Here is a 23,471-nt window from a genome sequence, read left to right on the forward strand (position 1 = left end):
TTTATTAATCAACTAATGAAAACATCAATTCGCCTGAGCAAACTAATTTCCCATCAACATGTGCTTCACCTTTTACCTTCCCAAACCTTTGTCTTTTAATGCTTAATAACTCACAGGTAATCACTAATTGATCGCCAGGTAGCACCGGTCTTCTAAATTTGACATTATTAATTCCTGCAAAAACAAAGAGTCCTTTTGGGAGGTCGGGCATTTGAGTTACAATAATTCCTCCTACTTGAGCCATTGATTCAACAATAAGCACTCCTGGCATTAAAGGTCTTTCTGGGAAGTGACCTTGGAATTGAGGTTCATTTATAGTTACATTTTTCAATGCAACAGCTTTGTGTCCCGGAATATGTTCTATAACTCTATCTACCAGAGCGAAAGGGAATCTATGTGGCAAAAGACCAAGTATTTCCTCAGAAGATAGTTGATTATTTTCACTTAGTAATTGCTTGTCCAAAACTTAAAAAAGATAAAATTAATTTTTTAATGATGAGGCCAATAAAGCATTTAAAGAATGTGATCCCTTATATACTAAAATTTGTGCCTTTGGTAAGCCTACCAAAGCCAAGTCCCCAATAAGGTCTAAAATTTTATGTCTTATAGGTTCATTACTAAATCTTAATGGAGGATTAACCCATTTATCACCATCACAGACAAGAGCATTTTCTAAACTCCCTCCTTTAATTAATCCAAGTTCACTTAACTCTTGAAATTGGTCCTTAAAACCAAATGTCCTAGCGGGAGCTATATTTTCAACAAAACATTTCGGACTCAAATCTATTACATAAGTTTGATTTCCAATTGCTTTATACGAAAAACTTATTGTTGAAATAATTGTAATTTTATTAGATGGAGTTAAAGCAATAACTGAATTGTTTTTATTAAAAATGATCGATTTATTTATTTCTCTTATAAAGTTTGCTGGTTTAGGAACTTTTTTAATGCCAACTTCTTCAAAGGCCTTGACCCATTGAATTGCTGATCCATCTAGTAGTGGTATTTCTCTTCCATCAACTTCAATATGTATATAGCTCAATCCACAGCCTGCAAGTGAGGCTAATAAGTGCTCAATAGTATATAAATTTCTACCTGCTAATTTGACTGCAGTACATAACATAGTACTTCCAATTAAATTTTGATCTAGCTTAAAAATCTCATCAGGATTATCTGCAAAGGAAACATAAAATCCCTCTTTTTCATAAGGGGAAATTTTAACTCTTGTCTTTTCTCCACTATGCAGTCCTATTCCCTCTTTAGTGATAACACCAGAGAGCGTATAACAGAAATCATAATTAGGAGGCCATGAAAACACTTAAAATTTCCATCCAACTCCGAGAGTATATCTCCAATCACCACTTAATTCTTTACTAGCTACATCTAATCTTAATGGTCCAACTGGGGTCTTAACACCCACTCCTCCTCCCAGAGAATAACCAGTCCCAGCTTTTCGTAATAATTGACCAGGCTTTCCCGGAACGGCATTCTGCGACCATAGATGACTTCCAATATCAGCAAATAATGCTCCTGATATCATTCTCCAGACAGGGAATCGATATTCAGCAGTTGCTTCCACAAAACTTTTACTTACTGCCAGATCACAGGAGCTCCAGCCTCTGACAGAGGAAGGACCTCCAAGACAAAATGCTTCATACGGAGGCAATTCTCCAACAATTGTTCCAGCCTTAAATTCGAATCCAATAGTTTGAGGGCAATCACTATTAACAACATCAGTGCTCCTACATCCTTTTGACAGGTTTAAAAATTTTGTTGGAATGAAAAATGAGTATGTAGCTCTAACTCTATTAAAAGTTGGAGAGTTTTTTCCTACTGAAATAAACTGTTCACTTCCAAGGGTAAATCTATTTCCTGAAGTTGGATTAATTGTATTGTTTAAGTTATTCCGCGAGGTAGAGCCAATAAAACTAACTAATGTATTTGCAGATGGACAAGAACCATCCTCAGGGGTATATCCAATGCAAATGATTTCATTAATATTACCAGTCGTCGGAGTTATATCCCCATAAGGTTTTACATTACCACTACTATCAATCATTTCTACTTTTTTAAAATTCATCCCTGCAAGAACTCTCCACTTAGATTCTTTAAAAGGATCTCCACCGTTTAGAGGCCTAGAGAATGAGAATCCACCTCCTGTTTTTTCCAAAACTATTGATGACAAAGTATCAGTACTAGCTGTTGTTGTATCGTTGACAGCATATATTCTTCCATTCTTTTCACTTTTGAATTCTTGAGGATAATCTCGACTTAGAAAAACATTTGTTCTAAAAGAAGTCTTATGTTTATCTCCTTTAATCCAAGGATCAGCTAATGAGAAATTATAAGTTGTTGAGTATTCTCCAAAATTGAGATTTATGCTTGTTGACCAAGCCCTTCCTAAAGTATTAGTCTCTTGAAGACCAATTTGTGCAAAGATACCAGAAGTAGTACTGTAACCAAGACCACCTGTTAGAGATCCTGTTCGTTGTTCACTAAAATCCAAGATTATTCTGACTTGTCCGGGATTTTTATTATCAGGTCCAAGAGAAACTTTAATATCATCAAACAACGAAGTGGCATAAAGTCTTTTAATATCTGCTTCTAATATTTTTCTATTAAATATTGAACCTGGGATTGTCTTCAATTCTCTCTTGATAACCCAATCCTTTGTTTTTCCTTTTCTAGGTTTTCCATCAACATTAGGTTCTCCATCTGATCCAAGAAACCTTAATTCAATATCAGAAACGATACCTTCATCTACATTTAAACTGACAACTCCCGCCCCAGAGATTCTTTCAGGACCATTAATTCTTGAGAGGGAATAACCTTTTTCTTCATACCATTTTTTAATTAAATTTATTCTATTTTGGAGTTCATTTAAATTAAGAGTGGTTCCGTAATAATTAGTAAAAATATCATCCACAATTTCATTAGGAATAATTAAATTTTTGGGATTAAGTTCAACTTTTTTAAAGATTGGATTAGGCACAACGCTTACTATTATTCTTACTCCTAATGGGCCATCTTGAGATTTAATCTTTACGCCTGCGAACCATCCGCTGGCATAAATTGAATTTAAATCATCCTTTAAAATTTGATTATTAATAACGCTTCCCGGCTTAATTGTCATAGAGTCATAAGCAGCTAGTTCTAGCTTTCTCCCTTCCGGATGATTTTCCCATCCTTCAATAATTATTTCTGAAATAAGTACATTCTTTTCAGCATTATCTCCGCTATTGTCTACTATTAATACATTATTTTTTTGAACAAACTCAAACGCTGATGTTGAATCATTTGAATATTGATTTGTATTTTGAGGATTGTTTTTAATTTTATTGTGGTCTTCTTCTTTATCAGGTAGAAACTTAGCAGCTAATTCAGAATTATTTGAAATCAATAATAAAGAGAAGCAAGCTATGCTTGTAAATACTTTTGTATATTTTGAAAGATTATTTCGCATAGTAATGTGAATCAAGATAAATAAATAGAATCGTGTTTGGGACTAAATGAAATCGTTTATTCGTTTATTAATTTCACCATAAGCTTCAATAAAGCCTCCTAAATCATTTCTAAATCTATCTTTATCTAGGCTTACTATTGTACCATTACTTTGATTTAAGTCCCATAATCTACAATTATCAGGACTAATTTCATCACCTAAAACGATTTCACCCTTAGAGTTATAACCAAATTCTAATTTAAAATCTACTAACTTTAGGTTGATATTAAAGAAAAATTTTTTGAGTAGTTTATTAATTCTTAAAGTCATACCACTAATAAATTCTAACTCTTTATTATCGATTATTTTTAATAAATTTATTCTATCTTTTGTGAGGAGAGGATCGTTGAGATTATCATTTTTAAGATAAATATCAATCAAAGGTCTTTCCAAAACTGATCCGGGTTTAATCGTGGTCTGCTTACAAAGAGAACCATATGCAATATTTCTTAAAACAACTTCAAGGGGGATAATTTTTATTTTCTGAGCAATCATTGAATTATTATTTTTTAACTCAAGAAAATGTGTTGGTATATTATTTTTGATAAGGAACTCAAATATTTTTGAACTAATAAGGCAGTTTAATTCTCCTTTACCTTCAAATTTAGCTTTCTTTAATGCATTAAAAGCCGTGGCATCATCCTTGAATTCAATAATTACTTTATCTGAATCTTTATGAGCAAATATTTTCTTTGCTTTCCCTTCATAAATCAACCCAAATTTACTATTCATGAAAAAATCCTTTGCAATTTAAAAATAGAATATAATTAGACTGTTTACTGGCATTAGAAACGTTTTATAGTTTTATTAATACAATTTTAACTGATTTTTCTTCCAAACCTTAATATATTTAATAAACGAATTCATGAGTATTAATTCAAACAACTCTAAAAATTCTAATAAATTAGAAAATATTTTAATAATTGGTAATGGTGGAAGAGAAAATGCATTGGCATGGGCCATTCAAAAAAACGAATTAATCAAAAGAATTTATTTACTTCCAGGAAATGCTGGCTCAAAAAATATAAATAAATCTGAGAGAATAAATTTAGATTTAAATAATATTGAAGCATTAATAAAAAAACTGAAATCACTAAATATTGATTTAGTAGTAATAGGTCCAGAGACTTATTTAGCAGATGGATTAGGAGGAATTCTTCGAAAAAACAATTTTGATGTATTTGGACCTGGCTCAGATGGAGCCAAATTAGAATCAAGCAAATCTTGGGCGAAGGAATTTATGAGAGAGGCAAAAATCCCTACTGCAAATTTCTGGAAAATTAAATCATTAGAGGAAGCAAAAGAAATTATTTTTAAATCTCCAAATCCATTAGTAGTAAAAGCTGATGGATTAGCTTCAGGGAAAGGAGTTTATATCCCTGAGACAAAAGAGTCATCTCTTCAAGCTACGGAAGAAATATTTAAAGGTAAGTTTGGCAATGCTGGAAAAACAATTGTTTTGGAAGAAAAAATTGAAGGTCCAGAAGTCTCAGTTTTTGCTCTTTGTGATGGGAAAAAATACGTTTTACTTCCTACAGCACAAGATCATAAAAGACTTAACGAGAATGATAAAGGGCCTAATACAGGGGGTATGGGAGCCTATTCTCCTACTCCACTCATAACAAAAACTAATCTTGAAAAGATTACAAATGAAATCATTGAGCCAACAATTAATACATTGTTGAAAAAGAATATTGACTACAGAGGCGTTTTATATTTTGGACTAATGATCACAAAATCAGGTCCGAAAGTTATAGAATACAATTGTAGGTTTGGTGATCCGGAATGCCAAACGATAATGCCTTTATTGGATGAAAATTTTGTGATTCTTTTACAAAAATGTTCAAAAGGCAATCTTATCGGTAACGAAACAATTAAAATGCCTGATAAATTTAGTGGTTGTGTAATCGCAACTTCAAAAGGTTATCCTCTTAAATACGAAATTGGTTTTCCTATAGATTTCGGGAATATTGATAAAGAAGATTGTCAAATTTTTGATTCGGGCACATCTTTAAATTCAAATGGTGAAGTTATAACTAATGGTGGAAGAGTACTTAGTATTGTTTGTCAAGGTAAGGATTTCGACAAAGTTTTTGAAAAAGCATACAAAAATTTGAAAGAGATAAGTTTTGAAGGGATTTTTTATAGAAAAGATATTGGTCATCAAGTCAGAACAAAAACTTTAGATGACGAGATTAATTAAATGATAAATAGCAATGAAACTAAAAAAATAGAAGTAAGTTCCTCAAACCAAACTATTGAGGATGATAGTTACGAATCTCTTTCAAATAGAGTTTTAACATGGTGGAGTGGTTTCAGCTTAAGAACAAAATTATTAGCAATAGCAACCCTTGTTGTAAGTCTATTAATGACTGGTATTACTTTTTTTGCTCTTAATAGTATTCAAAGAGATGCAGGTATGAATGACACAAGATACGCAAGAGATTTGGGTCTATTACTTTCAGGGAACGTTACAGAACTAGTTGCGAATAATCAAAAGCAAGAAATATCAAATGTTGCAGAAAAGTTTTGGAGATCCAGTAGAAATTTGCGTTATATTTTTTTTACCAATGCTGATGATATTGTTCAACTTGGTATTCCAATTAGTGCTACTCCCACAAGTTCAGATAATCAATTTCAATTAACTAGAAAATTAAAGTTACCAAAGGAATTAAAGAAAAGGCCTCAATTTCCATTAGTGAGACAACATACCACTCCCCAAGGCCAAGTTACTGATGTATTTGTGCCTATGTTATGGAAAGGCAAGTATCTAGGAACATTAGCTTTAGGAGTTACACCTAACAAAAAAGCTTTAGCCAGTGCTGCTCTAACTAGGGAAGTAACAATAGCAGTTTTCATTTCTATTTGGGTTTTAGTGATACTTGGAGCAGTATTTAATGCTTTAACTATTACGAGACCAGTAAGAGAATTAGTAAGAGGTGTTAGAGAAATATCAAAAGGTAATTTCAAATCGAGGATCTCTTTACCGATGACCGGAGATCTAGGCGAATTACTTACTGGCTTTAACAGAATGGCTTCTCAATTAGAGAATTATGATGAAGCAAATATTGAAGAGCTTAAAGCCGCCCAAGTAAAACAACAGTCACTTATAGCCACAATGGCTGATGGAGCAATATTGCTGGACTCAAAAGGCAAAATTGTTCTCACTAATCCAACTGCAAAAAGACTATTTCGATGGGAAGGAAGATTTTTAGAAGGTAAATATCTTTTAAATGAAATCCCTGAAATCCTATCTAATGACTTACACACAAATATTGAATCAATCTTAAATAGAGAAAAAGAAAGTGATGATTTAAGGTGTAGCTTAGGGGAACCTGCAAGAACTTTAAGAATTGTTTTACAATCTGTTTTAGATACAAATAAAATCGAATTAAAAGGAATAGCAGTAACTATCCAAGATTTAACAAGAGAGGTTGAGCTTAATGCGGCACAAAATAGATTTATTAGCAATGTTTCTCATGAATTAAGAACTCCACTTTTTAATATTAAAAGTTATGTAGAGACTTTATACGATTTAAAAGATCAACTTTCTAATGAGGAGCAACTAGAATTTCTGGGAATTGCCAATTCAGAGACTGACAGATTGACAAGACTAGTTAATGATGTACTTGATTTATCAAGATTAGAGTCAGGTAAAATTATTCAATTAGAACCAATGGAAATAAAGCCAGCGATAGAACAAACTCTTAGAAATTATAGACTTAATGCTTCTGAAAAAAATGTTGCCTTAGCTCATGACATAGAGGAAAACATCCCATTAATTCTGGGAAATTTTGACTTGCTTTTACAAGTGTTTGATAATTTATTGGGTAACGGTTTGAAATTCAGTCCGAAAAATAGCACTCTTAAAATTAGGGCTTATACTTGGCCTGATTCTTGCCCAGCCTTTCCTCCTAACGACAATAATGAAGCGCCTCAATGTGAATTGGTCTCACCTTTACCTAAGGTAAGAATTGAGATTGCTGATACAGGTTCCGGTATATCTCAGCCCGATCAAGAGAAAATATTTGATCGTTTTTATAGAGTTGAAAATGCTGTTCATACAGAACAAGGTACAGGATTAGGTCTATCAATTGTCAGAGGGATAATTGAGAAACATGGTGGTGAAATTAGAATGGCTAGTGAGCTGGGTATTGGTACAACATTTTGGTTTGATTTACCTCTAGAACAATCAGATAAAGATGAACTTATTACTCAAACAATTAATACTACAGAAAATTTTTCTGATTCTCAAGTAAGTGAAATTATCTAAATTTTATCAATTCCTTTAAATACGTTCTGTATATTTTGATCAGAAATAACTCTATGAGGGGCACCGCTAAATATTTGTTCAAAATTTGAAAATGAATCTTTTATTTCAGGACCTCTACTTGTAATTATATATTCTCTAATCCTTTTATCATGCCATGAGCCTCTCATTTTAAATACATTTATTGCTCTTGCCATTTCTCCTTTAATCTCTACATACTGCAGTAATAATATAGTGTCTGTAATAGTTGATATGTGAGAGTCTGTAATGGAATGACTTCCCATAAATTCCTCAGCAGTATTTGTGAAGAAACCTGCTATCTCCTCTTGCTTTGAATACCCCGTAACTCCAATCACAAACTGTCTAAAAGCATTCAAACTTACACCTCTAGCTAATGCTGAGAGGGAGTCGATTGCCAATCTCTTAGGTTTGAATTGATTTATTTGCGTTTTTATAATCTGTAAGTGATCTTCTAAACCCGTTGATTCAGGATATGCACAAATAATTTTTAATAACCCATCACTTTCCATTTTTTCAAAATCAATTCCCCAACTAGTAGCATTTCTATTTAGTTGAGCTCTAGATTCTTCATAGGCAAAGAGTATTGCTCTTTCATTATTGTTATAAGCATCCTCAATAAACTTTGATACCAGCATAGTTTTACCTGTGCCAGTGGCACCAGTAGCCAGAATTATTGAATCTTGGAAATAACCACCTCCACACATTTCATCTAGATCTTTAACTCCTGAACTTATTCTGATATTTGAGGATCTTTGAGTTAATCTCATCGCTCCTAAGGCAAAAACACTTATACCATCATCTCCCATCGTAAACGGGAATTCTCCCTTCATATGAACTGTACCTCTTAATTTCAAGACTTCTAGTGTTCTTCTTCTCTTTTCTGACTCGAGTACATTTCTAAGCAGTACTACATTATCAGATACAAATTCCTCAACTCCATAACGAGCTATTGGACCATAATCATCCACTCTTTCTGTTGTCATTACAGTAGTAACACCAATTTCTTTTAATCTTGCAATAAGTCTGAAAATCTCTCTTCTTACAACATAAATAGCATCATATTGCTGAAAAACCGCCGTTATTGAGTCTATGGCCACTCTCTTTGCTTTATATTTTCTTATCGCGTAACTAATCCTTTCAATCAAACCAGAAAGATCGAAATTGCCCGCAACATCTTGTCCATCAGGATCAGGTGATGCGTCCAAAATAAAAAGTTTATTTTGATCAATTAATTTTTGTAAATCCCATCCGAAGCTAGCGGCATTTCTGATTATGTCTAAAGGTGATTCTTCAAAGGTAATAAAAATCCCTGGTTCATCGAAATTACAAATCCCATGATGTAAATATTGTAAAGAAAAAACAGTTTTACCAGTGCCAGAGGTGCCACTAACAAGAGTACTTCTCGAAGCCGGCAAGCCTCCCCTACAAACATCATCAAAGCCATCTATACCCGTAGGTAATTTCTGGACTTGCATTTTATTTGATTTGTTAATTTTTTTTTCTTTCATAGATGTTTTTCGAAAATAGCTATTTTTAACTTATTTATTATTTAACTTTATTATAAAAGTTTTATTTATTTTTTTTACCCCCATTCAATTCACTCTCTGATAATTCATCAAAAAGTAAATCTAAACCTATTAAAACCTTTTCTCTATCTGACAGATCACCAATTATTCTTCTAACAGGCGGAGGTAAAATCTTGGCAAGAGTTGGAGTAGCCAAAATTTTATCTTCTTCTGCAAGTTGTGGTTGTTTAAGGACATCTATTACTTTTAAAGCATAAACTCCTTTAAATTCATTTTCTAGAATTTCTTTAAGAGTATTTAGAGCTCTCATTGAATTAGGAGTATTACCTGCTACGTAAAGTTTTAGAATATAAGTTTTTCTTGCCGCCATTTGTTAGTTCTCCAAATTTAATAAAGAATTTAATAAAAACCTTGACTAATTACACTATAAAATAAGAAAATGAAAAAACCTTACGACTGCTTATCAGGCTGAATCAAATTAAAACATTTGAGCCTGGGTGCGTCCCTAATATATGACTTCTTCAAAAAAATCTTCAGATAACTCCTCTTCGAGTAACGATTTGTATGCAATAGCTGAGACTTCGGGCCAACAATTCTGGTTTGAAGTTGATAGATACTACGATATTGATAGATTAAATGCAAAGGAAAAAGATAAAATTACTATTGATAAAATTCTCCTAATAAAAGATAAAGAAAATGTTTCTATTGGAAAGCCCTACATAAAAAATGCAAAAATTGAGCTAGAAGTCGTTTCTCATAAAAGAGATAAAAAAATAATCGTATATAAAATGCGTCCTAAAAAAAAGACCCGTAGAAAAATGGGTCACAGACAAGAACTGACAAGAGTTATGGTAAAATCTATATCAATATCCAAAAGTACTCCAAAATCTTCTCCAAAAACAGAAGCAACAAAAAAGAGTACTAGCTCTAAAGCATCAAAACCCGAAAACTAATTTTTACTAATGGCACATAAAAAAGGGACCGGATCAACCAGAAATGGAAGAGATTCAAATTCTAAAAGACTTGGTGTAAAAGCCTTTGGGGGGGAAAAAGTGTCTGCAGGATCTATAATAATCCGTCAGAGAGGTACTTCTTTTTTGCCAGGAATCAACGTCGGCAAGGGTAAGGATGATACACTTTTTGCACTTAAAGAAGGCACTGTAAGCTTTGATAGTATTAAAAGGAATTTAAGAAATAGGAAAAGAGTAAATATTATTCTCTAAATTTTTTATAGGTTCTTGTTGTAATTAAAATAGGATGAAAAACTTCTACAAATTTTGATTGAAGAGTCTTAAAAAATTTTTCAACTATTTGTTCATCATCAATATGGAAAGGATACTCATTTTTTTCTCCTTTATAAAAGTACCAATTAAATAATCCTATAGATTTTGGGCCCATAATTTCGTAAAAGGTATTTAGCTGAAATGCCGGATCAGATAAATGCTCCAAGACATCAAGACATACGATCGTATCAAATCTAGAAATTTCAGTTTCATCAATTGTTTTACAAAAAGTGAGTTTATTACTCACACCTAGTTTTTGAGCTCTATATTCAACAAAATTTCTATTTGTTTGATTAATATCAACAAAAAAAACATGTTCGACCTTAGGAGACATTGCATTTGCCAAAGCATGTGTGCCAATCCCTCCTCCAAAATCAAGGACTAATTTCTGTGAAAATAACTGCTGAAGTTTTAACGTATCAGAAATATAATCTTTACTTGAAATATGCCAAGCGGCCAAATCAGCCAAATGTTTATCACCTACAATTTCTTTATAAAAATCTTCAGCCTCATTTAAATTATTTCCGGGATGAAGATTTGCCAAATCCATCTTTGCGTTTTCTAGGAACCCATCCAAATCACTTTCATCAATAGATAAGAATTCTATTAAGTGTGATTTCAAATCAAAAGCATGATCTCTAAACTCTTTTAATATAAAATCATCTTTTTTCAATTTCTTGCCTAAATAATTCCTTATTTAAAAATAATAAAATAGTAAGAAATAGTTCACATAGTAATCTTAATATTAAAATGGAAATCAAAGATGGATTTATAATAATAAATAAAGAGAAAGGGTATACTTCTCATGATTGTGTTCAACAAATAAGAAAATTATTAGGTACAAAAAAAGTTGGGCATACAGGGACTTTAGATCCAGGAGTAACAGGTACATTACCAATTGCCATTGGAAGTGCCACTAGATTTATTCAATACTTACCACAAGGAAAAACCTATATTGGGCAAATCCAATTAGGCATAAGAACAAAAACTGATGATATACAAGGAGAAATCATTAATAAAAAAGAGTGGCCTATTTTGAGCAATGCTCAATTAGATAAATTTTTAAATAAATTTAGAGGGATAATTCAACAAATACCTCCAAAAGTATCTAGCGTTCACGTAAATGGAGAAAGAGCTTACAAAAAATTTTTTAAGAATGAGGAATTCGAATTAAAACCAAGAGAAGTAAAAATAGAAGAATTAGTTCTGAAAAAATGGGACCAAATTAATGGAATATTAGAAATAAAAATTTCATGTTCAACAGGTACTTATATAAGATCTATAGCTAGAGATTTAGGGGGGGTATTAGACTCTGAAGGTTGTCTATTAAATCTTAAAAGAATTTCAGCTTGTGGATTCCATGAAAAAAATTCTATTAAAATATCTGATCTAGTTAATCTGAACAAAAACTGTTCCACCTTTATTATTCCTACAATTTATGCACTTGATCACATTTCAACACTTATTTTAAATAACCAAGAGGAAATTAATTTTTGGGAAACAGGAAGATTAATTAAATTAGATGAAGAAAATTTGATTAAAAGCTCCAAATTTGATTACAAAAAACCGATTAAAATTATCAATAATCAAAAAATGCTGTTAGGAATTGGTTTTATTAATGAAGATAAAAATAAATTACATCCCAAATTAGTTCTCAATGCAAAATAATATTTATAAAAATTTTTTATTAAATGGTTCAATCCTTACACCCTTATAAAAATGCTTTAATATTCTTTCTGCTTTTATACCTTTGGAGGCCATAAAATTTGCTCCCCATTGACTCATGCCAACACCATGACCAGATCCTCGACCTATAACTATTAAATTTTTTTCAATAGGAAAAGAGGAATTATCATTATCAGAAAGATTTTTTTTATCTTCTATAAGTTTAAACCTAATAAAATTACTTTTAAGATTAAGTTTTTTTCTAAAATCAACTCCTGATATCTTATTAGAACCATAATTACCAATAAGTTTTATATTTTTTACTCTTCCAGAATTAGTTATATCTATTATCTCAATTTTCTTTATCCCACCAATTTCAGGGAAAAAGCGTTCTAAATCTTGATGCGAGAATTTTTTCTGCCATCTCAATTTTGGATTATATGTATCAAAATCTTTAACGCTAGATAAATAAGGGTATTCATTATTCCAGACATCTTGACTATTTTCTGTCATTCCTCCTGAACTACTATGAAATAAAGCATTTATTAATTTATTTTTATATGTCAAAACTAATGATCTAGTAGTTCTTACTGCCCTTAAAGTTTTAAAAGTTCTTGATTCCAATCCATTATAAACTTGATTTTTCTGCGTAGAATCAATATCATAAAGCTCATTTCCTTTCTGTTTTAATGCATAAGTTCTCGAGGCAATAGCTTGCGCTTTTAATGCCTCCAATGGCCATTTAGTTGGCATCTCTGAGCCGACAACACTACTTAGGTACTTTTCAATTCCAAGGATATTAATTACTAATATCTCAGAATCAAGAATCAATACACTTATTATTCCAGAATATCTTTTCTGACCGACCCAAATACCTCTTTCATCTGTAGATTTAACTATAATTTTTGATTCATTGTTTAAATCGTAAATTTTTTGTTTATTCTTATCAAAAAATATTTTTGTTCTATTACTTTCCTTTTTTAAAGTTAAACCCTTAACTTTTTTATTTGAGAAGTTTTGTCCTTTGATAGTTAATGGAATTGATCTATCAGATCTTATCCTTAAATTATTGCCTTTTGATATAAGAACCCTCATTAGTGGCTCTCTGGAGGCAGATACTGAGTTATTTTGAAAAACAAAAAAACCTATAATGACGACCAAAAAAAATTTATGAGGAATTTTTATAGTTTTAAAAATCACTATGTCTGAGAAACAAATTTTGTATTTGCCTTAGTTTGACTAAAAGTCTAGATTTAATCTAGATATAAAAATAAAAATATTATAATAAGTGAATGTAACTTTCTTAGGAACCAGCTCGGGGGTTCCCACCTTAACAAGAAATGTCTCCTCTTTAGCCCTTAAATTATCACAAACGGCGGAAGTTTGGCTTTTTGACTGCGGAGAAGGGACTCAGCATCAATTAATGAAAAGTAATATTAAGTCTTCGCAAATTAAGAAGATATTTATTACGCACATGCATGGTGATCACATATATGGTTTGCCAGGCCTTTTAGCCACCTTAGGGCTATCAGGAAACAGTAATGGTATTGAACTTTATGGCCCTTCAGAGTTAAAATTTTTTGTACTTTCTGCACTTAAAAGCAGCTATTGCAAGTTGTCATTTCCGTTGCGTTTTAAAGAAGTTGAAGATAAGGCCTCATTTAATAAAATTTTATTCGAAAACGATAAGTTAAAAGTTCATTGTGCGTGTCTCAAACATAGACTACCTGCATATGGTTATCGTGTAAGCGAAAAAGATAAGCCTGGTATATTTGATATAAAAAAAGCAACAGATTTAAATATTCCGCCTGGACCTATATATTCAGAATTACAAGCCGGCAAAACAGTTAAATTGAAGGATGGAAGATCTTTTAATGGGCAAGAGTTCTGTGGTCCTCCTCGAAAAGGTGAAAGTTTTGTTTATTGCACAGATACAGTTTTTAGTGAGTCGGCAATTAACCTATCAAAAAATGCTGATTTATTGGTCCATGAATCTACATTTTCAAAGGAAGATGAAAAAATGGCTTACGAAAAATTACATTCGACAACAATAATGGCAGCAAAAACTGCACTCTTGGCCAACGCAAAGAAATTAATTATCACACATATAAGTCCTAGATATACTCAAAAAAGCCTAATAAAGCCAAGCACTTTACTATTAGAAGCTCAAAAAATTTTCCCCAATACTTATCTTGCAAAAGATTTCTTGACCGCAAAAATTAAATAAACTGCAACAGTTCGTGAGCAGTAGGGTTGTAAATGGCCAACCCATGAAATAATAGTCTTATGGTTTTTTTTAATTTGATGTCGATCGAAATGGTTTCTATTTTTTCATCACTAAAAAAGTCTTTCAAAAGACTTCTTATTTTTCTCCCATTGATTATTGGTTTACTTATTAATCCAATATCTGCAAATGCGCTTTATCCCAGCGATCCATCCTCGGTAGATGTACTAAAAGACGATCTTCATGGTGCCGATCTTCAAAATACTGAATACGTAAAATATGACTTATCTAATCAAGATTTAGGTGAAGCCAACCTTCAGGGAGCATATATGAGCGTAACAACTGCAAAAAATTCTAGTTTCAAAGGTGCCAACATGAAAGACCTTATTGCATATGCAACTCGTTTTGATAATGCTGATTTTTCAGATGCTAATTTGACAAATGGAGAACTAATGAAAAGTGTTTTTGATGGAGCAATTATAGATGGAGCAGATTTTACTGATGCAAATCTTGATTTAAAAACAAGAAAATCATTATGCGAAAGGGCAACTGGAACAAATTCAAGAACAGGTGTTGATACTTTTGAGAGCCTTGAATGCTCAGGTCTAAAAGGTTATATGCCTCCAAAGCCAAAAGCTTAAAAACTAATTTACACAATTAGGATATACATTACCAGCTTCTTTTGAAGCTGGTTTTTTGCTGTACCACCATTCTTGGATTTCTGCTGAAAATTTCTTAGAAAATAGTGTTATTACAGTTTCTACAGGTTTTGATCCTGGTTCTAAAATCTGAACTGAATATGAAGGACATTTCCTTGAGGCCATATCCGCTACAAATCTTGAACCTATTCTTCTCCAACTAGGTTCTTTACTACGCCAAGCAAGTCTAGAGCATGGCCAAGGCAGCTCTTCTCTATCATATAGCCTACAACACGGTCCAATTACTTTATAGCTAAATTGTCCACCATAACTTGATTGAATTGCATCAGTTTTAAAAAATTCAAATTTATTCATTTCGCAAAAAAAAAAGCCACCTCATTAGAGAGTGGCAGAAATAATTCTATATATCAACTAATTAAAATTAATTTTTATAAATTAGTAAAGCTCTTCTTCAGCGTGAGTATTAATTGTTACATCTGAAGATGGATAAGCGACACAAGTAAGCACAAAGCCGGCTTCAAGTTGATCATCATCTAAAAAACTTTGGTCTGACTGATCAACAGTACCCGTAGTAATCTTTCCCGCACATGTTGAGCAAGCTCCTGCTCTACAAGAATATGGTAAATCTACACCCTGCTCTTCAGCAGCATCTAGAATATACTGGTCATCTGGAACTTCAATAGTAGAATTGAGACCTTCACTTTCGCTGATAAGTGTAACTTTGTAGGAAGCCATTTAAATAAGAGATTGTTAGTAAATAAATTACTTATAATACTTTTTTAACATTGATCATAACCATTTGTGAGTTTTTGGCGTAAAAAATGAAACAATGAAATGTAAAAAGAGGGTTAGATCAGGAAAACTTATATGTTTTCAGTTCAGATGATTTTTTGTGCTGTAATGCACACCCAGCCTTGTTTAGAAGATACATCATTTATTTGTAAATTACTAGCATTTAATAATTTAATAATTTCATCTTTTTGAGAATTCAAAATTCCACTAAAAATCACTTCTCCATTTATTTTTAAACAGTTACGAATATCAGGGATTATGCCTTTTATCACTTCTGCAAGAATATTACATAAAATCAAATCAAAATTCTTTAAAGAATATTTTGAAACCAACTCATCGAATCTTCCTAGATATGTCTTTAAATCATCTAAATCACCAAAATTTAGCCGAAAATTAGATTCAGTAGAATTGATTGCCAGATAATCATTATCAATAGAATAAACCTTGCTAGCTCCAAAATATCTAGCAGCAATACTTAAAATACCGCTTCCTGAACCTATATCTAATATTTTCTTATTCGATAATGAAAATTTTTCCAATTCTTCTAAGCAAAGAGATGTCGTGGGATGACTGCCAGTACCAAAAGCTGCTCCTGGATCTATTTTAATAACTTTCTTATTTTTAAATTTCTCTGGCAATTCAAGCCAACAAGGCAATACAAGTAATTTTTTGCCTACAAGTTCTGGTCCCCAATACTTTTTCCAACTTGACATCCAATCTTCCTGCTCAATAACAATCCACTCAAAACAATTAGTTCGATAATTATTTTTATCTAAAACCTCTTTAATATTTCTCTCAAGTTTAATTCTTAAACTTTTTGGCCAATTTAAATTTGGAAGCCAAATTAAAACTTTTTTATTATTTTTATTATTTAATAAAATTTCTAATGCATAACTAGATATACCTAATTCGTTTAATTTCCAAATAATGATCTCTTCTAAATTAGCTTCTATTTCAAAGGTGAGTTTATACCAATAATTTATTTCCATTAAACTCTTAGAGTATTTACAAAGTTACTGGATCGGAACTAGTAATACCCTCAACTTCAAGAATCGATTCAAGCAAATTTGTGGGGATCGGATCATCAATACTTAAAACCATAACAGCTTCTCCTCTGACAATTTTTCTACCAACTTGCATTGAAGCAATATTGACATTGTGGTCCCCCAAGAGGGAACCTAACTTTCCAATAATGCCAGGCATATCTCTATGCCTAGTTATAAGCATAAATCTACTTGGAGAAACATTAACTGGATACTGATCAATGCTAATTATTCTTAATTCACCATCGGCAAAAATACTTCCTGCAACACTATGCTCTCCATTATCTCCGAATGTAGTTAATTGGAGTGAGCCGCTAGCAAATTCAGGTCTAGCCTCATCTTTACTTTCAACCACTGAAATACCCCTTGATTCCGCCTCAAGAGACGCGTTAACATAATTAATTCGATCTCCAAGCGCTTTACTTAATAGGCCTTTTAAACTTGCTATAATTAAGGGCTGAGAAGGGTGCTGTACAAATTCGCCTTGAAGCCTTAGGTCTAACTTTTGAATTTTTCCTCCAGAAAGTTGGCTTATTAAAAGACCCATTGTTTCAGCTAATTGTAAATGAGGTTTAAGGCTATCCATAATATCAGGACTTAAACCAGGAATATTTACTGCTGTTCTTGCAGAAAGGCCCAAAAGAACATCTCTTATTTGTTCCGCAACATCTACTGCAACATTCTCTTGAGCCTCCCTTGTTGAGGCTCCTAAATGAGGAGTAAGGATTAAATTTTTATCAACTTTAAGTAATGGTGAATTAGAATCTAATGGCTCTTCAGCAAACACATCAATAGCTGCTCCTCCAATCAATGACTTATTAAGCGCCTCAGCTAAAGCTTCTTCATCAATTATTCCCCCTCGAGCACAGTTTATTAATTTCGCATTATCTTTCATACTTTTTAACACTTTCATATCTACCAAGTTTTCTGTTTCTGAAGTCCTCGGCAAATGTAAACTTACATAATCAGATTCAGCAAACAATGTTTTCAATTCGGACAATTTGACCTGTAATTGTTGTGCTCTCTCTGAGGAAACAAAAGGATCATATCCATAAACATCCATTCCAAGCGCATTAGCAACTTTTGCGACATGAGTACCTATTTTTCCCAAACCCACAACACCTAGCTTTTTCTTAAAGAGTTCATTACCAACAAACTTTTTCCTTTCCCATTTACCTAAAAAAGTACTACTGTTAGCAATCGGTATATTTCTAGATAATGCCAACATCATTGCAATTGTATGCTCGGCAGCAGCTATTGTATTTCCTCCTGGAGAATTAACAACCAATACACCCTTCTGAGTAGCAGCCTTAACATCAACATTATCTACACCAACCCCAGCCCTGCCAATTATTCTTAGTTTTTTAGAAGAATTAATAATATCTCCTGTAACTTGAGTCCCAGAACGTATCATAAGAGCATCATAGTCTTGGATAATAGATGCCAATTCAAGGTTGGAGATTCCTATTCTCTGATCAACTTGAGCGACTTGGGAAAGAATATCAATTCCAGTTTGATCAATTGGATCGGTAATTAGAACTTTTGTCATTTAAAGAGTTGTTCTTTAATTTTTTACTTTAACTTAATCTATAGTAGAGATATCTTATTTTTTTTATTTGAATCAACAAACCAACATTTGAGGAATGAAAATTGACTAAAAGTATAGTGATATTTAATGAGCTAGAAAAATGCCTTGATCTTTTAAATGTTTTTAAAGATAAGTCAGTATTTCTTGAAGAAACTTTATTAATAGTGCCATCTAAAGAAAAAATAACTCCCGATCAACAACAATTATTAAATTCATCGAAAAATAGCTTTTTTAGATCTGATGAAATAGAAAACATAAGAATCCTAAATCCAAAACTTGATAGAAAGATTAGACAAAAAAACATGAGCATCTGGCTTATGCCATTTGGATTTATAGCAGGCATAGCATTTTCCAACATGACAAACTTATCCACTTTTAGCTTCCTAGGATTAAATAATATAGGCGAATCCTTCATAGGGGGTATTTTGGGTATGGGCTCAGGATATTTAGGTAGCATTGTATCTTCAGCAAGTATCAATCTTAATAGGAATAAAGAGTTGAAATCTATTATTGATTTCAATAAAGAGGGGAAATGGCTTGTTCTTCTCGAAAACCAAATAGGTACTGAATTACCTTGGGCTTTAATAAAACAATCAGAACCAAGAGACATAATTTTTATAGAAAGCTAAATGATTGACTTAAAGGAATTATTAATAAACTCAAATTACAAAAAAGAAATTGAGGAATTAATAAATATTTCTAATTTATCTTTAAAACATTGGGTAACGTATTGGACAGGGTTTAATTCAACATTTGTATGTGAAGAGATTTTGAAAGAATTTGAAAATTTAAATGATTTTAAATTTTTTGTTTTTGGAGGATATCCCTCAGCCCAAAAATCCAAGATTGCATGTTTCAGAGAAGATAATGTCCCAGATGAAAATGAACTAATAAAAAATTTTCCCGCAAAAGGTATTCTAATGAAAGGCAATTTTTTATTTGATAATGCAACTCAGGATGATTTCAGATCTTTACTAAGGGATAACGGTCTAATTGAAGAGAGAATTGGTGATATTTGGACTACAGGAGACAGAGGAGCTCAAGGAATAATCGATGATTCAAAAATTGAAGACTTAAATGAAAAAGTTTTCTTCCTAAGAGATGTAAAAGTAAAAATACAAATAGTTGATTTAGATTCATTACAAATACCGGTTGGAAGATCACAAAAACTAATTAATACCGTAGAGGCTTCAACAAGATTAGATGCAATAGCTTCAGCAGGTTTTAGGATCTCTCGGACCAAAATATTAGAAAGAATAGAAACTGGAATGCTTAAATTAAATGGTAAGACTGTTAAGAAAGGTACTATTAGTTTAAAGGTTGGAGACAAAGTTCAGCTTGATAACAAGGGGTTTGTTGAAATTCTAGATTTGGAAATGACAAAAAGAGAAAGATGGAAAATTAAGTTAATTAGAAAATGAATACTCAAGCTGCTATTTTCATATAGGGAGCTCAAATATTTGACTTTTGCTAAAAGGGCGATTAGCTCAGCGGTAGAGCATTACCTCGACAAGGTAGTGGTCACTGGTTCGAATCCAGTATCGCCCATTAAACTATTTATGAACTAAAGATAATCCACAAATAATGCTTTCGTTTTTTAGATTAATTAAAAAATGAAACTCAACCAAATAATTAACCTGCATAAAGGTTTAACTCTTTTTGTTGTTGCGGGGTTGATGATATTTTATGAAAACTATTCAATAGCAGCATGGGTTTACTTATCCTTGCATGGCACATATGGGATTCTTTGGCTATTAAAAGAAAAAATATTTCCGGATCCTTATTTTAAAGAAAAAATAAATCTTATCACCTCAATTACAGGGTTTCTTTTCCTTGGTAGTTACTGGATAGCCCCATTTATTCTAATATCTTCGCAAAAATCAGTTCCATATCCAATAATTGCAGCTTCTATTTCAATAAATATAGTTGGTGTTTTTCTTCATTTTGCTAGTGATGCTCAAAAATATTTCACTCTTAGAATTAAAAAAGAACTTATTAAAGATGGATTTTTCAAGAAAATACGAAACACTAATTACCTTGGGGAAGTACTAATTTATTTATCATTTGCTATTCTCTCTATGAGTTTTATACCTTTTTTAATTCTTGCTTTATTTTTCGTTGTAGTCTTTCTACCAAGAATGCTAAAAAAGGACAAATCACTGACAAAATACGATTCATTTAAGGAGTATCAACAAATTAGTGGTTTAATCTTTCCTAAATTCAATGACAGAAAATAAAATTCCAATATGGAGACAAGAATTAAAATCTGCGAGAATTAAAGAGGGTAAATTACCCTCAAGCAGATGGATTCAGTTGTGTACAGTTAATAATAATAACGAGCCTAGATTGCGGACAGTTGTCTTTAGAGGATGGAAAACAGAAAGTTCAATCCTTGTTTTTACTGATCAACTTAGTGAAAAATTTTCTCATTTACAATTTAATTCCAATGCGGAGGTTTTATGGCTTTTTTTTAGAAGCAAATCGCAATTTAGATTTAAAGGAAAGATGAAGGAAGTGAAGGAAAACATAAAATATTGGGATTCATTATCAGATAGCGCAAAATCAACTTGGTTTTGGCCGCATCCAGGAAAAGAGATTGATCACAAAATTCAACAACCTCAAATGATTTCTAATAATTTGAATAAACCAGAAAGATTCGTTGTACTTGAAATTGAAATATATTCTGTAGATCTTCTCAAATTAGTTAAGCCAATACACAAGAGATATGTCTGGAATAAAGAAGATAATTGGAAAAAAATAGAAATATATCCTTAAAAATATTTCTAATTTGTTTACTTAGGTTGAAAAAGCTATATAGATCGGTCAGTTTGGTTAAAGAAACATTATCCTTATGAATTTCTCAGAAATTCCAGAAAATTCCTTTATCTTGTTATCTTGGGTAACAGCCTTTGGATTGTTTTTAAGTTTAACTGAAGCAACTTTAAAAATAAGGTTTGAAAGGTTAAGTTCTATTAGAAGAAGACAAGAACTTGTTAGTAATCTCTATCCTAAGGTTTAGTTAGATGTATCTGAAAGTAAATTAGCTTGTAAGAATTGAAAAATACCACCTTTGTTGGGTTCCTCTTCATCTTTAACTGTAGATTTTCCAATTTTAGCTTTTGATTTTACAGACACCTGTTGAACTTCTTCGTCCTCAGATTCAGATCTCAATATTCTAATTATAACCTCATCAATCGAGAAATCCCCAGGACCGGTTAAAGCAATACAAGTTGAAGAGGCAAAATATAAAAGCAAAAGTTCTAATAAAAAAATATTAAAACCTGCTGTGACGAGCGCATGATAAATGGCTACTGATATAGTGCCAACGATTGCGAGCGCACCAAATCTTGTGGCTAAACCAAGAATTAGTAGCCAGCTGCCTCCTATCTCTGAAAATGCGGCCACGTATGACAAGAATATTGGGAAAGGTAGGTGTAAAGGTCTGACAAAGGCATCAGCAAAATTTTCAATATTTGCAAGCTTTTCAAAACCATGATGAATTAAAACTGTACCAGTTATAACTCTTAAAATTAATAAAGCTGTATCTTTGCTGAATGATTTTGTAAGAATTGTTGAAAGCACTATAAAACGTATTTCTTAAGTAAAAATAACTAGCCACATTATCCATCGTGGATTAAACCACCAAACTGATCCTTAATTAAGTATATATACTTAGATGGCAATGAATATTAAATGTTCAAGTTTATAAAAATATATTACCTTTCAAAAATCTTCAATTATTAATTTTGAAAAATATATTTATTGATTTTTGGAATGTTTTCTTTAAATTTAAAAAATCCTTTTTTGGCAAACTTCCAAGCAAATAAGTCTTGATCTCTTACTAAGTTAAAGATAACTTTATTATTTGAAATTTTAAAATTTTTTATAAAATCGTTATTATCTCCTATGCCGGGATAAATCATATCTAACTGATTAATATCTTTAAAGTTTTCTTGAAGTCTTATAGTATTAAGTTGAGTAACATTATCAAATTGCGCTACAAATTCGGAAACTATTTGTTGTTTGAAACTCATAACTGCTGAAGATAATTTTATCTTTCTTTGTTCGTTTCCTAGCAGGATAATGAATACTCGTTTGTAATTTTGAAAGATATTTTTAAGGGTTGGAGCATGTAAATCGTTTTCAAATAATATGAGTGATTCTGACTTTTGTTCCATATTGCTCTTATAAATCTCATCTGTTAATGGAATTTGATTTAGTTCTTCTAGAAAGATTTGTTTATTATTAATTTTTTCAACATTAAACCTATTATTTGAAAATTTCCTAAGATTTGAGGGGGAAAAAAGATATTGCTTCCCTTTTGTTTGTAATCCAGCAACCCATCTCCAACTCAAAATATTGGAGGCAGAATCCCCATCATATAAATGTTTAAAGAAAAAATTCGCACCTAATTCCCAAGGCAGTCCAAAATTAAATATCCAAGTACTAGCAAACCACATCCGAGTATGGTTGTGTAAATAGTTATGAGTCTTTAACTCATTAACCCATGAATTAAAAAAGCTTAAATCTGTATCTCCATTAATTGCTTTTTCATAGGCTTCAAAATCATATTTAAAATTTTTTTCTGAAATAAAATCAACCCAAACATTCGGTCTATTCTCCATCCAACCTTTCCAATAAATTCTCCAATAAATTTCTTCTATAAATTTATTAATTTTTTGAGATTGATATTTCTTCTTAACTTCCTCAATTAATTCGTACTCTAATAAAATCCTATGCGAAACGTAAGGGGATAATTTCGAAACCGAGCTAACATTCTCTGGTCCATAATCAAAATTACGAAATTTTTCATAGTTTTGAATTTTATTCTCTAAAAAATCGACCCACTTTTCTTGAGCATCCTGAAATTGTGTCATTTTTACATAAGCTAGAACATA

26 protein-coding genes and 1 tRNA gene are annotated in these 23,471 nt (G+C 31.8%); 13 read left to right on the top strand and 14 right to left on the bottom strand.

Going from position 1 to position 23,471, the window contains the following annotated elements:
• Positions 1–4: 4 nt before the first annotated feature.
• From fabZ to purC, 4 genes are read right to left on the bottom strand one after another with little or no spacing between them, the layout of a single operon-like run.
• Positions 5–463 (bottom strand): 3-hydroxyacyl-ACP dehydratase FabZ, encoded by a 459-nt coding sequence (gene fabZ / locus P9515_RS07250; RefSeq protein WP_011820800.1) that lies wholly within the window; start codon positions 461–463, stop codon positions 5–7.
• An 18-nt stretch (positions 464–481) separates the two neighbouring features.
• A complete protein-coding gene (gene lpxC, locus P9515_RS07255) occupies positions 482–1,318 on the bottom strand; it encodes a UDP-3-O-acyl-N-acetylglucosamine deacetylase (RefSeq protein ID WP_011820801.1) in 837 nt (278 codons plus the stop codon).
• Positions 1,319–3,463: a BamA/TamA family outer membrane protein gene (locus tag P9515_RS07260; protein ID WP_011820802.1), complete on the bottom strand. Its 2,145-nt coding sequence runs from the start codon at positions 3,461–3,463 to the stop codon at positions 1,319–1,321.
• Between the two features lie 42 nt (positions 3,464–3,505).
• Positions 3,506–4,234 carry a phosphoribosylaminoimidazolesuccinocarboxamide synthase gene (gene purC, locus P9515_RS07265; protein ID WP_011820803.1) on the bottom strand — a complete coding sequence of 243 codons (729 nt, stop codon included), beginning with the start codon at positions 4,232–4,234 and terminating at the stop codon, positions 3,506–3,508.
• A 133-nt stretch (positions 4,235–4,367) separates the two neighbouring features.
• Here purC and purD point away from each other — a divergent pair, with 133 nt between their 5' ends.
• Together purD and P9515_RS07275 are read left to right on the top strand one after the other, a co-directional pair.
• Positions 4,368–5,705, top strand: coding sequence for a phosphoribosylamine--glycine ligase (gene purD / locus P9515_RS07270; RefSeq protein ID WP_011820804.1), 1,338 nt, complete (start codon positions 4,368–4,370; stop codon positions 5,703–5,705).
• Positions 5,706–7,775, top strand: a complete 2,070-nt coding sequence (locus P9515_RS07275; protein WP_011820805.1) for a HAMP domain-containing sensor histidine kinase — start codon at positions 5,706–5,708, stop codon at positions 7,773–7,775.
• On the opposite strand, the gene kaiC is transcribed toward P9515_RS07275, so the two are convergent.
• Entirely contained in the window at positions 7,772–9,301 is a 1,530-nt protein-coding gene (gene kaiC / locus P9515_RS07280) for a circadian clock protein KaiC (protein ID WP_011820806.1), read from the bottom strand. The genes P9515_RS07275 and kaiC overlap by 4 nt on opposite strands.
• Positions 9,302–9,362: 61 nt before the next feature.
• Positions 9,363–9,689, bottom strand: a complete 327-nt coding sequence (kaiB, locus tag P9515_RS07285; protein WP_011820807.1) for a circadian clock protein KaiB — start codon at positions 9,687–9,689, stop codon at positions 9,363–9,365.
• A 142-nt stretch (positions 9,690–9,831) separates the two neighbouring features.
• On the opposite strand from kaiB, the gene rplU reads away from it, so the two are divergent.
• Together rplU and rpmA are read left to right on the top strand one after the other, a co-directional pair.
• Positions 9,832–10,272: a 50S ribosomal protein L21 gene (rplU, locus tag P9515_RS07290; protein ID WP_011820808.1), complete on the top strand. Its 441-nt coding sequence runs from the start codon at positions 9,832–9,834 to the stop codon at positions 10,270–10,272.
• A 9-nt stretch (positions 10,273–10,281) separates the two neighbouring features.
• Positions 10,282–10,542, top strand: coding sequence for a 50S ribosomal protein L27 (gene rpmA / locus P9515_RS07295; RefSeq protein WP_011820809.1), 261 nt, complete (start codon positions 10,282–10,284; stop codon positions 10,540–10,542).
• On the opposite strand, the gene P9515_RS07300 is transcribed toward rpmA, so the two are convergent.
• Positions 10,532–11,209, bottom strand: coding sequence for a class I SAM-dependent methyltransferase (locus P9515_RS07300; protein WP_080513419.1), 678 nt, complete (start codon positions 11,207–11,209; stop codon positions 10,532–10,534). The genes rpmA and P9515_RS07300 overlap by 11 nt on opposite strands.
• A 143-nt stretch (positions 11,210–11,352) precedes the next feature.
• Between P9515_RS07300 and truB the strand changes: the two genes are divergently transcribed.
• Positions 11,353–12,270, top strand: a complete 918-nt coding sequence (gene truB, locus P9515_RS07305) for a tRNA pseudouridine(55) synthase TruB (protein ID WP_011820811.1) — start codon at positions 11,353–11,355, stop codon at positions 12,268–12,270.
• Between the two features lie 3 nt (positions 12,271–12,273).
• On the opposite strand, the gene P9515_RS07310 is transcribed toward truB, so the two are convergent.
• Positions 12,274–13,467 (bottom strand): SpoIID/LytB domain-containing protein, encoded by a 1,194-nt coding sequence (locus P9515_RS07310; RefSeq protein ID WP_011820812.1) that lies wholly within the window; start codon positions 13,465–13,467, stop codon positions 12,274–12,276.
• Between the two features lie 88 nt (positions 13,468–13,555).
• On the opposite strand from P9515_RS07310, the gene rnz reads away from it, so the two are divergent.
• Positions 13,556–14,494, top strand: a complete 939-nt coding sequence (rnz, locus tag P9515_RS07315) for a ribonuclease Z (protein ID WP_011820813.1) — start codon at positions 13,556–13,558, stop codon at positions 14,492–14,494.
• 77 nt (positions 14,495–14,571) lie between these two features.
• Positions 14,572–15,132 carry a pentapeptide repeat-containing protein gene (locus P9515_RS07320; RefSeq protein WP_187146020.1) on the top strand — a complete coding sequence of 187 codons (561 nt, stop codon included), beginning with the start codon at positions 14,572–14,574 and terminating at the stop codon, positions 15,130–15,132.
• A gap of 3 nt (positions 15,133–15,135) precedes the next feature.
• Here the strand turns inward: P9515_RS07320 and P9515_RS07325 are convergent, their stop codons facing one another.
• The 4 genes from P9515_RS07325 to serA form a co-directional block, all read right to left on the bottom strand.
• Positions 15,136–15,504, bottom strand: coding sequence for a hypothetical protein (locus P9515_RS07325; protein ID WP_011820815.1), 369 nt, complete (start codon positions 15,502–15,504; stop codon positions 15,136–15,138).
• A gap of 81 nt (positions 15,505–15,585) precedes the next feature.
• The gene (locus tag P9515_RS07330) at positions 15,586–15,885 is read right to left on the bottom strand and encodes a ferredoxin (RefSeq protein WP_011820816.1); all 300 of its coding nucleotides are present in this window, start codon (positions 15,883–15,885) and stop codon (positions 15,586–15,588) included.
• 143 nt (positions 15,886–16,028) lie between these two features.
• Positions 16,029–16,931 carry a 50S ribosomal protein L11 methyltransferase gene (gene prmA, locus P9515_RS07335; protein ID WP_011820817.1) on the bottom strand — a complete coding sequence of 301 codons (903 nt, stop codon included), beginning with the start codon at positions 16,929–16,931 and terminating at the stop codon, positions 16,029–16,031.
• 16 nt (positions 16,932–16,947) lie between these two features.
• A complete protein-coding gene (gene serA / locus P9515_RS07340; protein WP_011820818.1) occupies positions 16,948–18,534 on the bottom strand; it encodes a phosphoglycerate dehydrogenase in 1,587 nt (528 codons plus the stop codon).
• 101 nt (positions 18,535–18,635) lie between these two features.
• Between serA and P9515_RS07345 the strand changes: the two genes are divergently transcribed.
• The 6 genes from P9515_RS07345 (at position 18,636) to P9515_RS09820 (ending at position 21,592) form a co-directional block, all read left to right on the top strand.
• A complete protein-coding gene (locus P9515_RS07345) occupies positions 18,636–19,202 on the top strand; it encodes a hypothetical protein (protein ID WP_011820819.1) in 567 nt (188 codons plus the stop codon).
• The gene (locus P9515_RS07350) at positions 19,203–19,994 is read left to right on the top strand and encodes a photosystem II electron transport protein, Sll1252 family (protein WP_011820820.1); all 792 of its coding nucleotides are present in this window, start codon (positions 19,203–19,205) and stop codon (positions 19,992–19,994) included.
• A gap of 55 nt (positions 19,995–20,049) precedes the next feature.
• Positions 20,050–20,121, top strand: a tRNA-Val gene (locus P9515_RS07355).
• Between the two features lie 65 nt (positions 20,122–20,186).
• Complete coding sequence (locus P9515_RS07360) at positions 20,187–20,810, top strand: DUF1295 domain-containing protein (RefSeq protein ID WP_011820821.1); 624 nt, start codon at positions 20,187–20,189, stop codon at positions 20,808–20,810.
• A complete protein-coding gene (locus P9515_RS07365; protein WP_011820822.1) occupies positions 20,797–21,348 on the top strand; it encodes a pyridoxamine 5'-phosphate oxidase family protein in 552 nt (183 codons plus the stop codon). The genes P9515_RS07360 and P9515_RS07365 overlap by 14 nt, the downstream gene beginning before the upstream one ends.
• 76 nt (positions 21,349–21,424) lie before the next feature.
• Positions 21,425–21,592: a hypothetical protein gene (locus P9515_RS09820; protein ID WP_011820823.1), complete on the top strand. Its 168-nt coding sequence runs from the start codon at positions 21,425–21,427 to the stop codon at positions 21,590–21,592.
• Here the strand turns inward: P9515_RS09820 and P9515_RS07370 are convergent.
• Positions 21,589–22,155: a DoxX family protein gene (locus P9515_RS07370; RefSeq protein ID WP_011820824.1), complete on the bottom strand. Its 567-nt coding sequence runs from the start codon at positions 22,153–22,155 to the stop codon at positions 21,589–21,591. The two genes, P9515_RS09820 and P9515_RS07370, sit on opposite strands and share 4 nt — an antisense overlap.
• A gap of 158 nt (positions 22,156–22,313) precedes the next feature.
• Complete coding sequence (locus P9515_RS07375; RefSeq protein ID WP_011820825.1) at positions 22,314–23,450, bottom strand: FAD-binding domain-containing protein; 1,137 nt, start codon at positions 23,448–23,450, stop codon at positions 22,314–22,316.
• Between the last annotated feature and the right edge of the window lie 21 nt (positions 23,451–23,471).

The organism is Prochlorococcus marinus str. MIT 9515 (assembly GCF_000015665.1).
Classification (GTDB): Bacteria; Cyanobacteriota; Cyanobacteriia; order PCC-6307; family Cyanobiaceae; genus Prochlorococcus_A; species Prochlorococcus_A marinus_P.